At 70.2% G+C, this 13,281-nt stretch carries 8 protein-coding genes and 4 pseudogenes; 5 read left to right on the top strand and 7 right to left on the bottom strand.

The genetic code is table 11. The features are described from left to right. Positions 1 to 238: 238 nt before the first annotated feature. Positions 239 to 1,357, top strand: a complete 1,119-nt coding sequence (locus OIU81_RS30910; RefSeq protein ID WP_329153103.1) for a hypothetical protein — start codon at positions 239 to 241, stop codon at positions 1,355 to 1,357. 537 nt (positions 1,358 to 1,894) lie between these two features. Beyond that, the gene (locus tag OIU81_RS30905) at positions 1,895 to 2,890 is read left to right on the top strand and encodes a serine hydrolase (protein WP_329153101.1); all 996 of its coding nucleotides are present in this window, start codon (positions 1,895 to 1,897) and stop codon (positions 2,888 to 2,890) included. A gap of 265 nt (positions 2,891 to 3,155) precedes the next feature. Here OIU81_RS30905 and OIU81_RS30900 read toward each other — a convergent pair whose 3' ends face one another. From OIU81_RS30900 to OIU81_RS30885, 4 genes and pseudogenes are all read right to left on the bottom strand, one after another. Beyond that, on the bottom strand, positions 3,156 to 3,854 hold the full coding sequence (locus tag OIU81_RS30900; RefSeq protein WP_329153098.1) for a response regulator transcription factor: 699 nt from the start codon (positions 3,852 to 3,854) through the stop codon (positions 3,156 to 3,158). Then, positions 3,847 to 5,553: a sensor histidine kinase gene (locus tag OIU81_RS30895; RefSeq protein ID WP_329153096.1), complete on the bottom strand. Its 1,707-nt coding sequence runs from the start codon at positions 5,551 to 5,553 to the stop codon at positions 3,847 to 3,849. Before OIU81_RS30895 ends, OIU81_RS30900 begins: the two co-directional genes overlap by 8 nt. Positions 5,554 to 5,962: 409 nt before the next feature. Continuing rightward, positions 5,963 to 6,106, bottom strand: a pseudogene (locus tag OIU81_RS30890) (HD domain-containing protein); the annotation flags it as partial. 2 nt (positions 6,107 to 6,108) lie between these two features. Then, positions 6,109 to 6,426, bottom strand: a pseudogene (locus tag OIU81_RS30885) (enoyl-CoA hydratase-related protein); the annotation flags it as partial. A gap of 358 nt (positions 6,427 to 6,784) precedes the next feature. Here OIU81_RS30885 and OIU81_RS30880 point away from each other — a divergent pair. Beyond that, positions 6,785 to 8,029, top strand: a complete 1,245-nt coding sequence (locus tag OIU81_RS30880) for an alpha/beta hydrolase (protein ID WP_329153094.1) — start codon at positions 6,785 to 6,787, stop codon at positions 8,027 to 8,029. Positions 8,030 to 8,096: 67 nt separating this feature from the next. Here OIU81_RS30880 and OIU81_RS42420 read toward each other — a convergent pair. From OIU81_RS42420 to OIU81_RS30870, 3 genes and pseudogenes are all read right to left on the bottom strand, one after another. After that, positions 8,097 to 8,194 (bottom strand): annotated as a pseudogene (locus OIU81_RS42420) (IS5/IS1182 family transposase); the annotation flags it as partial. A 149-nt stretch (positions 8,195 to 8,343) separates the two neighbouring features. Beyond that, positions 8,344 to 8,529, bottom strand: a pseudogene (locus tag OIU81_RS30875) (CDGSH iron-sulfur domain-containing protein); the annotation flags it as partial. A 162-nt stretch (positions 8,530 to 8,691) separates the two neighbouring features. Beyond that, complete coding sequence (locus OIU81_RS30870) at positions 8,692 to 10,092, bottom strand: peptidase C39 family protein (protein WP_329153092.1); 1,401 nt, start codon at positions 10,090 to 10,092, stop codon at positions 8,692 to 8,694. A 237-nt stretch (positions 10,093 to 10,329) separates the two neighbouring features. On the opposite strand from OIU81_RS30870, the gene OIU81_RS30865 reads away from it, so the two are divergent. Together OIU81_RS30865 and OIU81_RS30860 are read left to right on the top strand one after the other, a co-directional pair. Then, positions 10,330 to 10,914 (top strand): uridine kinase family protein, encoded by a 585-nt coding sequence (locus OIU81_RS30865; RefSeq protein ID WP_329153090.1) that lies wholly within the window; start codon positions 10,330 to 10,332, stop codon positions 10,912 to 10,914. A 474-nt stretch (positions 10,915 to 11,388) separates the two neighbouring features. After that, complete coding sequence (locus OIU81_RS30860) at positions 11,389 to 13,281, top strand: AAA family ATPase (protein ID WP_329153088.1); 1,893 nt, start codon at positions 11,389 to 11,391, stop codon at positions 13,279 to 13,281.

The raw sequence follows: 13,281 nt of genomic DNA, 5'->3' as shown, positions 1-13,281 counted from the left end.
TGGACGGATATGCGCCTTGAGCGTGACGCCGTGGCAGTGCCGCGCAGCGACGATGGTCGGCAACGCAACCTCTTCCACGAGTGGCCCTGCCGCTCCCCGTCACCATGCCACCCGCCTGAAGTTCAGCGGGCGAGACCAACGGAAACCCCTTTGGTCTTTCCTGGCTGGTTCCGAGGCGCCCCGGCGCCCCGGCGCCTCGGCGGGCGCCATCTCTGTAGGACGTAAGGGAGATTCGACCATGATGAATTCCGTTGCTGCCCCGCGCCGGGTGTCCAGACGAGCGGCCAGAAGTGCCACCGTGCTGGTCGCAGCCATTCTGGGCATGGCGCCTCTGGTGGGTACCACGCCACTGGCCGTGGCCGCCGACAGTCCGAAGCAGATCGACGACTCAAAGATCTACGGGTCGGAGGACGACATCCTCAAGGCAATGGAGCAATGGGCGCCCGTCAACACCTCAGAGAGCGTGATGGGGTATCCGACGGGTATCGACCAGGACGCGAAGGGCAATATCAATTCCGTCGCGCTGGGGGATGTCCAGGCTCAGTACGATGTCGGGACGGCACTTAAGGACGCCAAGCAGGCGGCGAAGGACTTCGCGGATGGCATGGTCACCGACAAGGATGGCAACAAGGCCCCCAGAGCGGATGGCACGAAGCCTCCCCAGTTCATTGCGGATGCCGCCAGGCAGATAGCGGATTCGTCCATCACCGAGCCTGAGACCAGCCAAAGCACCAGCGATAACAACATCGCGCAGGCCATGAGCGAAAAGAACTCCGCCAAGTCCTACTGCAATGGCAGTTATCACTATGAGGGCGCGCCGCAGAATACCGCCAAAGCGAATCCGTGCATCTTCGTCGGAAAGCTCGACCCGATGTCCGGCGCCAAATACCCGAAGGTGGCCGGCGGAAGCGGCATGGCGGGCGGGGGGAAGAAGACCTACACGGTCGGGGGGCAGGTCACCGAAGAGAACAGTTCGACCTCGGGCTGGTCGGTGGGCGGCAAGTTCACGCCCAAGCTCACCACCACTCCCGCCGGCGGGGGGCTCGGAGGAGAGGACTCCCTTGAGGTCAGCTTCACCTACAGCTACTCCTCGACCTCCCTCAACCGACAGATGACCTCCCAGGAGGACAAGACCGAGGTCGAGTTCCCAGCTGACACGAAGGGGAGCCTGCAAGGCAGGCGCGACGGCGCCTACTACATCGGCTACCTTTTCGTCGACTATCAGGGGACTGACAAGGCCCCCGGCACTCCGGAGAAGGAGCACCTCAAGGCCATCCCCGCCCGGGTCTACGTCCAGTCCCCACAGACCAGCACCCCGGTCACCTATTTCAAGTACCAGGAGCCCGCACCGAAGTAGCCCCGGCCCTACGCCTCCCGGCCGACAGCGAGCCACCTGCCGCACCCCGCTGCCCATCGAGTGCGTACGTGACGAAGCCCCGCCGCTCCGGGCGATGGGGCAACGCCTGAACCTGCGGTCAGTGACGCCAGCCCTCGTCGACGCGTCGACGGGGGCTCGCTGACTTCTGTGGCCCCGCTGTGGTCGGACACATCTTCCAGAGAACCCATGAGGAGCCCGGGGCCCTGCCCCCGACGACTCGGCTGCAACGACTCGGCCGCGGCACTTCCGCCCTTGGACGGGCGGTATTTCCCCGACCTGAGAGCGAGGGAAGGCAGGGGGCACCGCGGACACGTGGGTCGGGCCCCCGAGTCTCTCCCGGCTCCCGCCATGCCGCACCCTGCACCATCGCGGCACCCCAGCTGCCCGTCAGCGTCCCCGAGTTGACCTCCACCATGCCTTAACACCCCGTCCGCCCTGGCCGACGACCAGGGCCGGCGATGACCTCACACCCCGCAAGCCGATTGTTCACACACCCCGAAAGGACAGCGATCAGGCATGAAATGGTCTTCCGCATTCACCGCGGCAGCAATAGGAGCCGGCGCCATTGCCGGGCCCATCGCGGCGGCTTCACCTTCCGTCGCAGCACCGCGGAGCGCCAAGGCAATCACCTCAACGGTGCGGTGCACGTCCAAGAATCAAGAGCTGGCCACCAAGCTGACGAGTGACATCACCAAGGCGCTGGAAAGCCGGAAGAGCATGGCATCGCTCTCCTTCTATGACCGGCCCTCCAGGACGAGGTGCACCGTTGACGCTGACAAGAAGTTCGACTCGGCCAGCGTGGTGAAGACGATCGTGCTCGGCGCCTTGCTGTATCAGCGGGGCGGCAACCTCACCGCGGAAGAAGATGCTCTCGCGCGCAAGATGATCACCGAGTCGGATAACGACGCCGCAACCGCGTTGTGGAAGAACTTGTCCGATCTGACGGATCCCAAGAAGCCGGATCCGGTCAAGATCCAGGAATTCCTGGACAAGGCCGGGATGCAGGACACCGTCCTCGACAAGGAAGCATCCTGGGGCATCAGCCAGGTCACCGCACGCGACCAGGCCAAGCTGTTGCGCATCTTTTCGGGTGCCGATGATTCGGTCCTCGGGAGCAAGGCGCGCGCTTACGCACTCGACCTCATGAAGGACGTGCAGAGCACCCAGCGATGGGGCGCCACAGCCGGCGCTCCGGTCGGCTCCCTGATCCATGTGAAGAACGGCTGGCTGCAACGCAGTCAGAGCGCCGACGTCGATGCCTTTGACAAGGGCGACTGGAAGGTGAACAGCATGGCGGTCCTCACGGAGAACGGCTACGACTCCGGCATGGTCGTACTCACCGAGAACAACAGAGTTCCCGAAGGGCACCCCAAAGAAGAGGGGATGGATTACGGGATCGAAACGATAGAGACCGTTTCCCGCGCCATATACCGGGACGTTTACCCGGACGCTGAAGGTTACGACCCCAGCAGGCCGCCCATCCCGCCGGCCACGGCACCCACGGCAGGGTAAGCAGATCCGTCGCGGCCCGAGGCCTGAGGACTGAGGACTGAGGACTGAGGACTGAGGACTGAGGGGCCTGAAACCCAGGGTTTCAGGCCCCGCCGCGTAGCCGCCCACCGAAGGCATGACACAGATGATGCCCCGTCAGTGAGATGGCGTGACACCGGTATCGGCGCAACGATCCGAGCGCGGCCGCAGCCCGCCGGCCAGGCCCCCCGGACCGTCAACGGCCGACCTGCCCCGGCCCGGGAACGGCCCGGGAACAGCCACGGGCTCAGCCCATCAGCCCGGCCTGGTGAGCCAGCAGTGCCGCCTGCACCCGGCTGCCGCACCCCGTCTTCCCCAGGATCGAGCCGACGTGGCACTTGACCGTCCCCACACCGATGCCGAGCCGCCTGCCGATCTCCAGGTTGGACAGCCCCTCCCCCAGCATGCCCAGCACCTCCCGCTCCCGGGCCGTCAGCCCCGCCACCCTGCTGTCCGCGGTGGCGGCCCCGCCACCGGCCCCGCCGCAGCTCAGCATCTGCCGGATGACGGTCCCGGTGACCGCGGGCGAGAGCACCGCGTCCCCCGCGGCCGCGGCCCGTACCGCGCTGATCAGCTCCTGCGGTCCCTCGTCCTTGAGCAGGAAGCCGGTGGCGCCCGCCCGCAGGGCGTTGAGGACGTTCTCCTCGTCGCCGAAGGTGGTGAGCATGACCACCTTCGGCGCGGGGTCGAGGGCGGCGAGCGGTTCTACGGCCGCGAGCCCGTCGACCACGGGCATGCGGACGTCGAGGAGCACCACATCGGGCCGGTGCTCGGCGCCGAGCCGGACAGCCTCGGCGCCGTTCGCCGCCTCGGCCACCACCTCGATGCCGTCGGCATGCCGGAGGATCAGCCGGACACCGTGCCGGATCAGCTCCTCGTCGTCGGCGAGCAGCACTCGGATGGCGGAACTCGCGTACGAGCCCACGGAGTTGGCCTGGTCAGTCATGCGTCCTGCTCCCACGGTGCGGTTCGGTCACTATCGGAACGGTGAAGCGGTCGATCGCGATCAGCGTGTCGGACCGGAAGCAGTAGCGGACGAGCTCCAGCCGCCCGTTCTTTGCCGCTGTGCCCGCGTACGGATACAGGCAGTCCGTGGCGGAATCCGGGCGTCGCGGTTCGTGCCCGGCGGCGGCCGCGCGCGCGGCGGAGTCGTCCGGCGCCACGGCTCGCTTCACCTGGCCCCGCGACATCCCCACCCGGGGCTGTTCGGGGCTCGGGTTTCCGAGGTCATAGCGGGACTGGTCCACCAGCAGGACCCCGAACATCATCATCGCGCTGACCCCCACCAGTCCGAGCAACCCGGAGACGGCTCCGGCGATGTGCCGCTGGTGGCCGGAGAGCCCACTGCCCGGCTCGTCGACGGCGACGGTTCCGCTGTCGTCCGGCGCCGCCTCCACCGTCTCCGCACCGGGCCCGGGGTCGGCGGGGATGTCGGCCGCAACGGCGAAGCCGCCGTCGAGCCTCCGCCCGGCCTCCAGCCCGCCACCGAGCAGCGCCACCCGCTCCCGCAGCCCGGTCAGCCCGCGCCCGGAGCCCAGCCCGGTCACGACGGGCGGTTGGCTGAGCGGAGCGCCGTTGCGCACCCGCACCTTCACCCGCTCGCCGGTGTGCTGGACGGCCACGGTCACCTGGGCCCCGGCCGCGTACCGGTGCACGTTGGTCAGCGACTCGCGCACCACGCGGTGCACCGCCCGCCGCACCCGGGCCGGCCGGGCGTCGAGGTCCGGCCCCTCCCAGAGCAGGTCGACGCAGATGCCGACGTCGCGCGACTCCTCGACCAGCGCCTCGACGTCCGCACGGGTGCCCGTGGCATCGGTCAGCGCGCTGATGCCGATGTCTCCGCTCAGCGGCCCGAGGACCCCCAGCGCCTCCCGCAGCTCCTGCATCGCATCACGGGTGGCACGGCGCACCACGGCGGCCTCGTCCTGCAGCTCGGGCGCCTCCTTGCGCAGCGCCATCTCCAGCCCGCCCGCGTGCAGGGAGACCAGGCTCAGCCGGTGCCCGACCAGATCGTGCATCTCCGCGGCGATCCGCGACCGCTCGCGCATCCGGGACTCGCTGTCGGACAGCCGCCGCGCCTCCTCGGCGGCGACCGCGCGCTCCTGCAAAGCCCGCAGCAGCCGGTCGCGCTGCCCGGCGGCGGTACCGACCAGCCCGGGCACCACGACGGTGCTGACGGCGAGCACCGCACCCAGCGCAAAGCCGAACAGCCTGCTGCCCATCTGCAGCTCGGGGACCAACACCGCGCAGGTCAGCATCGCCGAGGCGGCCGCCCCGAGCAGCACCGCGACTCTCCGCCGTGCCGTCCTCATCTGCCGGGTCGCGGTGTAGGCAGCCACCGCGGTCAGCAGCGCCACGGGGGGCGCCACCCCCATCAGCACGGCCAGACCGACCACGCCGACCACCGGGTACCGGCGCCGCACCAGCACCAACACCGTGCCGGCGCCGCCCAGCGCCACCGCCGCCCAGGCCACCCCCAGCCTGCCGTCGAGCCCCGACTCGACCACGTAGGTGAGCAGCACGAGCGCCGCGGCCAGAACCGCCTCACCGGCCGCCCGCCACAGGTGCCGCCCCCGCTCCCCGGGCCCCGCAAAGAGGCTCCGGGTGGCGCGGTTCTCGGGCGCAGGTGGGGCACTGGACGACATAACGACGATTATCAGGGGCCGTGCACGGGGTTCCGCTGCTTCCTGAGGCGGACCCGCCTCTGTCCAAAGGCAGAGGCCCCCGACACGCGCCGCGCGCCTCGACGGCGTCACCGCCCTCGGCCCCCAGCAGTGCGGATCGCCATCGTGCTGACGCAGCCCGCTCAGGTGCCCGCCGTCGCCGATCTCAGCCGCCACACCGGCAGGTCGGCCAGTCCCTCGGCGTCGCCGTGACCGGGCCATGGAGGCGAACACGGAGGCACAGAACCGAGACAGATCGTCGCTCGAAGTCAGCACACGTCCAGACTGCTTCGCCCGGATTGAAGCTGCGTGGAAGCGATGTCAAGGCCGCGTGCACCGCGTGGGCCACTACTGCGTGGCGGGGGCGGCGTCCTTCCTGAACATTCGAGCAGCCCTGCTCGTACTCTTCGACGATGCGCCGAGCTCCCGCTCGCACCGCCGGGTGTGCGGCCGAGACCTGGTCTGCGGTGACCTTCTCGTTTGAGGCGGCATTCAGGTAGCGCCGGCCGATGTGCGGGATGTCGCTGACCCGCGTCCCGCGACCGCGAGGGCTTCGTCGAGCAGATCTGCCGCGGGACGACCCGTGAAACGAGGCCGAAGCGCACCGCCTCGGTGGCGTCCATGGTGCGGCCCGTGAGGCACATCTCCATCGCCTTGGCCTTGCCGACGGCGCGGGCCCGGACGCTGGGAGCCGCCGATGCCCGGGACGACGCCCGGTGTGATCTCTGGCTGTCCGAACACGGCGATGCCGGCTGCCAGCCGGATGTCGCGGAGTACGGCGGGTTCGCAGCCACCTCCGAGGGCGAACCGGGCCCCTTTATGTGAGGGCGACCGGCGTCTCGTGAGCCTCCTCCACAGGTCGCATACTCCGTACGTCAGGAGTCGCACCGACATTGACTTAAGGAGGGATTCGCCAGCTTGAGCTGACACGAGATTGTCGTTCTGTCCTGGAAGTCAAAGGGAAGGAACGGCTACCGTGCGAATACGAAGCAGTGTGCCTGTGCTCGCGGTGGGGGCCACGGCAGCTCTCGTCTCCGCCCTCATCCCGGCGCAGGCATCCGCGGCGGAACCTCTGAAAGCATTCGAGAATCAGAAGCCCGCGTGGCACAGATGTGCCAAGTCGAAATCTGCCGCATACCAGTGCGCGACGATCCAGGTTCCGCTCGACTACAGGCGCCCTGCCGGCAAGACCATCAAGCTGGCCATCTCCCGTATGAAGACGAGTGTCTCCGGCAAGCGGCACGGCGTGATGCTCGTCAACCCCGGTGGTCCGGGGTTGAAGGGCCTGGCCATGCCGGTCACGATGCAGGACAAGATGCCCAAGGAGATCCGCGAGCAGTACGACCTGATCGGGTTCGACCCCCGCGGCGTGGGCCAAAGCAGCCCGCTCACGTGCGGTCTGACGACCGCGGAGCAGAACTCCACACGTCCGTACAAGCCTGAGACGTTCAGCCGTGATGTGACCTGGGCCCGGACCGTCGCCGAGAAATGCCGCGCCAAGAACGGTGACAAGCTTCCGTACTTCACTACCCGCAACTCTGCCCGCGACATTGATGTCATCCGCGCCGTGCTGGGGGAAGGGAAGATCTCCTACCTGGGCTACTCGTACGGCACGTACCTGGGCGCGGTGTACGCGCAGATGTTTCCCGCGCGGACCGACCGTTTCGTGCTGGACAGCGCGGTGGACCCCGCCCGGGTCTGGCGCGGCATGGGCCAGGGGTGGGCGGAGGGCACCGAGCCGGCGTTCACCCGCTGGACACGGTGGACCGCCCAGCGCCATGGCACCTACCAGCTCGGTGACACCCCGGCCGAGGTGAAAAAGACGTTCTGGGGCCTCATCGCCCGGGCCGACCGCAGTCCGATCGCGTATGAGGGCGCGAAGCGCAGCGGGGACGACATCCGTGCCGACCTGCGCACCAAGTTCTTCACCCCCAAGGCCGCGGCCGAAACGGTCGCCGCCCTGAAGAAGTCCGCCGGCAGCGAACCGGCCTCACGAGGCGCAGCAACTCCCGACCCGCAGGCGGGGAATGACAACCTCGACGCCTCTTCCTGGTCCGTGCTCTGCGGCGACACGGCGGCCTGGCCACGCGACCCCGAGCAGTACCGGCGTGACGCCATCCGGGACAAGACCAAGTACCCGATCTACGGCGACTTCGGCTCCAACATCACGCCGTGCGCGTTCTGGAACAAGCCGGCCGAGCCGGTCACGACCCTGGACAACAGCGTTGGTCTGCTCACCGTCCAGAACCAATGGGACCCTCAGACCCCCCTGGCCGGCGGCCTGAGCATGCACCGCGCTTTGAAAGGCTCGCGGATGGTGTATGTCGAGGGCGGCGAGGGCCACGGCGTCTACGCTATGCACTCGCGCCCCTGCTCCGACAATGCGGTCAACGCTTACCTGAGCACCGGAAGGCTTCCGGCGAAGGACACCACCTGCAAGGCGCCCGGCGGCCCATGAGCCCGGCGTGCACGAGCGCACCGCCCCGACGCCGCGACGCGCACCCGCAGTGGGACTGGTTGGATGCGGGTCCGGTCAGCTGCCCCCTTGGAGCGCGCGGACGCTGACGGAGTCCACGGCGAAGCGCGACCGGTCCCACTCGCCCGCGGCGCAGAGCTCATCAAGAGTCCTTGGACGGCTTCGAGAACAATCGCCGCGCGTTCTCCCGCAGTTGGAACGGGTCGCTCCCCCGCGACCTCCTCCAGGGAGAAAGCAACCGCGCGGGTCCGGGAGCCGGGGAGCGCCGACTCGGCGGCCGGCCACGGCGTCGGCGCTCATGGCCCCTCCGCCTCATCGGCCGGCCCGGCTCCTGCGGTGACCTGCTCGGCCGCCGGGCAGCCGGGCGGGTCCACGGGGTGCGGCGTGGGGTCGGTGCGGCGGCGGTGACTGGTGTCGCACCAGGGGTAGCTACGGCTGCGCCGACAGGTGCAGAGCGCGACGACAAAGCGTCGGGAGACGGCCACACAGCTACGTCGGTCCTGCCGCCGGCAGGGTGGCGGTCAGGCGTTATGCAGCCGACTGGCTCGAGCCAAAGTCCATGGCGGCCGGCAGGGAGGAGTCGTACGAGCGCATCCTGCGTCTTCACATCCTCCCCATCGAGGCCGCCTTCGGGGTGCACACCCTCAGCGGATTCCCAGCTCCGCAAGCACCCGGCGCTGAGCCACAGTCGGGCGGTCCGGGAAGTAGAGGTAACAAACCCCTCCCGAACCGCTCTTGACCTGGCCGTTTGCGTCCTTGCGCTTGGTCCTCAGCCAGATGGTTTCGAACTGGTGGCGCTTGTAGACGCGCCGGACCGCCGCGTCGTCGGGTGAGGCCGGGTCGTTGGCGATGACGTCGCCGTTCTTGGTGAAGCCGATGACGGTCATCAGGTGGCCGGCGGTGCCGTAGCCCGCTCCGTCGAGTTCGGTCTTCAGGAAGGACTGGGAGGTGATGACGGGGATGCCCGCGTGGATGAGGCGTTCGGCGTCCGTGAGGGAGGTGAGGCGGGTGACCACGGACTGGAGGTCGCGGTAGGTGGCGGCGTAGGCGGCGTTGAAGGGCCAGTTGCCGCAGCCCTCGTACTGGTAGTCGAAGGTGTAGCGGGCGGCGTGACAGACCTGGGGGTCGGCGTAGTCGGGGTTGACCCAGGACAGCTGCTGCCGGCTCGGCCGGCGGCCCCAGAATTCGATGATCATCTGGGAGGAGGTGGGGCTGCACCAGGCCTCGCCACCGTTGTCGTACTCCGGGTACTGGCCCTTGTGGATCTCCTGCGAATAGCGCGGGACCACCAGCTCGCGGCCGACCCGGCCGGGCGCGGAGGCCGGCACCTCGAAGCGGTCGGGGAGGTCCGAGCCCATCGCGCCCAGCCGCCAGACGGTGGGGGTGAGCCGGGTGCCGGGCTTGCGGTACAGGGTGACGCGGAGTTCGTACGAGGCCAGCCGGAGGCCGCTCGCGGGGGTGTCGATGGCGAAGGTGTCGGTGGAGATGCTGCTGCGGCCGTCCTTCTGGCCGTCGAGCGAGGTGCGCCGGATGTCGGCGTCGCTGTCGCCGGAGGTCCAGCGGCCCATGACGTACCAGGGGGTGCGGCCGCCGTCGCTGTAGCCGCCGCGCAGCTCGACGGCGATCCACGTGCCGGGCGGGGTGTGCGCGTTCCAGGAGGCGACGGCTTCGGTGGCCGGGACCGTGAGGGTGTGCACCGGGGAAGTCCAGGTGGCGTACTCCCAGGCGGCGGACCTGCCGGTGTGCGGGTCCTTGTAGTCGACGGTGCCGGCCGGGTGCACGAGGCGGATGCCGGGGCGGGCGCCGTGCATGAGGCCGGTGCCCCGGGCGTGGCCCCTGGCCCAGTCGGCTGCGGTGGTCCAGGCGTGATAGTCCACGAGGCTCTTCGATCGGGGCGCGGCGGCGTCCGGGGCGGTGGGCGCGGCGGACGTGCCCGCGGCGGACGCCCGGGAGGCGTCGGCGGCCTGCGCCGAGGGGGTGGCGGCACCCGCCGCGGCGGCGAGCGCGGCGGCCAGAACGGTGCGCCGGGGCGCGGAGCTGGTCATGGTGGTTCCCCCAGTCGGATGCGTACGGGCGGGTGCGGAGAGTCGGGGCGGGCACGGGCGGGAGAGTCGGGGCGGGCACGGGCGGGAGAGTCGGGGCGGGCACGGGCGGATCGGCAGTGGCTCAACTATTGCCGTTGCGAGCCCGCTTCGGAAGGCGGTGCGGGGCGCGTCGCGGCGGCAATATTGGTGTGGACCACTGGCGGACGGTGGCGCGGGCCCGCCGCGTACGCTGGCGCGATGGATCATGATCTGGCTTCGCTCGCCACCCGGCTGCACGCCCTGCCGCCGTCCTGCGGGCCGGTGCGGCTGATCGCGGTGGACGGGCACGCGGGGTCGGGCAAGACCACGTTCGCCGCGGATCTGGCCGAGGCGCTGGGCGGGGCACCCGTGGTGCACACCGACGACCTCGCCACCCATGAGGAGCTGTTCGCCTGGAGCGACCGCTTCGGTGCGCAGGTCCTGGATCCGCTCTCGCGGGGCGAAACGGCACGCTACGGGGTCTACGACTGGGTGCGCGGGGAGTTCACCGGGCAGCGGGAGCTGGCACCCGCGCCGCTGGTGCTGGTCGAAGGGGTGGGCACGGGCCGGCGGGCGCTGCGGCCGTATCTGGCGTGTCTGCTGTGGATGGAACTGGCGAGCGAACACTCCTGGGAAAGGGGTCAACTCCGGGACGGGCCGGGCCTCTCCACGTTCTGGAGTGGCTGGATTCCATCGGAGCGCGCGCACTTCACAGCGGACCCCTCCCGTCCGTATGCGGATTTCCTGGTGCATCAGGGGGAGATGGGGTACGAGGTGCTTGTGGGACCGTCCGCGGCGCCATGAGCGGCCCCGCATTTAACGCTCCGTAACGGACGACGGGCGACGCGCCCGGCGACGCCGACAGGGTCCCGCCGAGTGCCTCAACTCGGCTTGACCTAAGGGGCGTACAGGACTTACGTTCTCAATGTGCGGTTCTACGGACCGCCCGCAGATGCGAAGCCCCCGGTTGTTCCCCCGTGATCGGGGGCTTCGTTCTGCGCAAATCCCCCTTTGCCGCCCGTCGGGCGCCGCTCTTCCCTCACCCTGGGTCACCGCATTCTTCGCGCCGTCGCGGCGTACCCAACGGTCAGTTCTCGCCCCGTGCCGCCCTCTACGGCCTGCACCGATCCCGCGGGTACCATGCGAGTCCGGGCCGCCGCAGGCCAGGGACCGAGGTGTGCGCGATGACGGTCAACTCCCGTCCCCCGTACTCCGGTTCGACAGATCGCGGCCCGCACTCGCCCGGCGGCACGGGGGAACGTTTTGTGGGGGGACGGGATGGACGTCGGCACTCAGGGTTCGCCCGCCCCGGCCGAGCTGGCATGGCTGCGGGCGGTCGATGCCTACACCGTGGGCGCGTATCCGCAGGCGGAGGAGGAGTTCCGGGCCGCGGTACGGATCGATCCGACGATGGCCGACGCCTGGCTCGGGCTGCACGCACTGCGCGCCGACACCTCCATCGCCCTGCTGCGGATGCACCGGCACCGCGACCGCTTCGGCGAGATGCGCGCCCGCCACCGGCGCACTCTCAACTCCTGGTACTGGCTGGGCTGGTGGGTGCAGCCGGTGCTGGAGACCGGCCGCGATCTGCTGCTCGCGCACGCCTCCCACTGGCTCGACGGCCGGCATGTCGCGGAGCTCGACCAGGCCCTGGCCGGCTGCCCGCCCGTGGACACCGACCCCCAAGTGCGCTTTCTGCACGCCTGCCGCGCCTATCTCGTCAAGGACTGGGACCAGCTCGTACGGCACACCGAGCCGCTGCTCGGCGACCCGGTGCTGGGCATCGAGGCGGGGCTGTTCGGCGGGATGGCCCGGGTGCGGCTGGAGATGTACGGACAGGCCGAGCCGCTGCTGTCCGCCGCGCTGATGCGCTGCCGCAGCGAGCAGCCGCAGCGCAAGGAGCTGCGGTACTGGCTCGCCCGCGCCCATGAGGGCACCGGCCGCAGCGCCGCGGCGCTCCCCCTCTACCGTGCGGTGCACCGCGTCGACCCGGCGTTCATGGACACCGCGGCACGGCTCGCCGCCATCGCCGCGGGGGACGGGCTGGACGAGGGCTCCGACCTCGCGACGGTCCCCGCGTCCGGCCTGGGCCAGGAGGCCGGCGGCGATCCGGATCCGATGGCCCCGCTCGATCCCGCCGACGGCCGTGAGCTGCTGGTGAGCGGGGAGGCGGACGCACCGGACGCCGGGGTGGGCGGCGCGCCGGCCGAGGGCGGGGCCGCGGCCCGGGCCAAGGCCTCGGCGCCGGTGCCGCGCGGCGCCGAGCGGCTGCCCGCCGGGCCCGCCGACCCGGTGCTGCTGGAGAAGGCGCTGGCGGAGCTGGAGCGGATGGTCGGCATGGAGCCGGTCAAGCGGCAGGTGCGGGCGCTGTCGGCGCAACTGCGGATGGCGCGGCTGCGGGCGAGCCAGGGGCTGCCGGTCCAGCCGCCGAAACGGCACTTCGTCTTCTCCGGCCCGTCCGGCACGGGCAAGACGACCGTGGCCCGGATACTCGGGCGGGTCTTCTACGCCTTGGGGCTGCTGGGCGGCGACCATCTCGTGGAGGCCCAACGGTCCGATCTCGTCGGCGAGTTCCTCGGCCAGACCGCCGTCAAGGCCAATGAGCTGATCGACTCGGCGCTGGGCGGGGTGCTGTTCGTCGACGAGGCGTACAGCCTGTCCAACTCCGGCTACAGCAAGGGCGACGCCTACGGCGACGAGGCGCTGCAGGTGCTGCTCAAGCGCGCCGAGGACAACCGCGACCGGCTCGTCGTCATCCTGGCGGGCTATCCGGAGGGCATGGACCGGCTGCTGGCCGCCAACCCCGGGCTGTCCTCCCGTTTCACCAGCCGGGTCGACTTCCCCAGCTACCGGCCGCCGGAGCTGACCGCCATCGGCGAGGTGCTGGCCGCCGAGAACGGCGACCACTGGGACGAGGAGGCCCGCGACGAGCTGTGCAGCATCAGCGGCCATGTCGTCGACCAGGGCTGGATCGACGAGCTGGGCAACGGCCGCTTCCTGCGCACCCTGTACGAGAAGAGCTGCGCCTATCGCGATCTGCGGCTGTCCCAGTGGCGCGGCGCCCCGAGCCGCGACGACCTCGCCACCCTGCGGCTGCCGGATCTGATGCAGGCGTACGGGGAGGTGCTCTCGGGCCGCGGCCCGGAGTCGCCGCGGCGGCCGGAGTTCTGA

The sequence above is a fragment of the Streptomyces sp. NBC_01454 genome (assembly GCF_036227565.1).
In the GTDB taxonomy this organism is placed as follows: domain Bacteria; phylum Actinomycetota; class Actinomycetes; order Streptomycetales; family Streptomycetaceae; genus Streptomyces.
Note: the sequence above shows the minus strand (reverse complement) of the source record. Positions and strands in the feature narration are given on the sequence as shown.

Coding starts and splice junctions, on each gene's coding strand:
- OIU81_RS30910 (WP_329153103.1), top strand. CDS start 239: ATGATGAATTCCGTTGCTGCCCCGCGCCGGGTGTCCAGACGAGCGGCC.
- OIU81_RS30905 (WP_329153101.1), top strand. CDS start 1,895: ATGAAATGGTCTTCCGCATTCACCGCGGCAGCAATAGGAGCCGGCGCC.
- OIU81_RS30900 (WP_329153098.1), bottom strand. CDS start 3,854: ATGACTGACCAGGCCAACTCCGTGGGCTCGTACGCGAGTTCCGCCATC.
- OIU81_RS30895 (WP_329153096.1), bottom strand. CDS start 5,553: ATGTCGTCCAGTGCCCCACCTGCGCCCGAGAACCGCGCCACCCGGAGC.
- OIU81_RS30880 (WP_329153094.1), top strand. CDS start 6,785: ATGAAGACGAGTGTCTCCGGCAAGCGGCACGGCGTGATGCTCGTCAAC.
- OIU81_RS30870 (WP_329153092.1), bottom strand. CDS start 10,092: ATGACCAGCTCCGCGCCCCGGCGCACCGTTCTGGCCGCCGCGCTCGCC.
- OIU81_RS30865 (WP_329153090.1), top strand. CDS start 10,330: ATGGATCATGATCTGGCTTCGCTCGCCACCCGGCTGCACGCCCTGCCG.
- OIU81_RS30860 (WP_329153088.1), top strand. CDS start 11,389: ATGGACGTCGGCACTCAGGGTTCGCCCGCCCCGGCCGAGCTGGCATGG.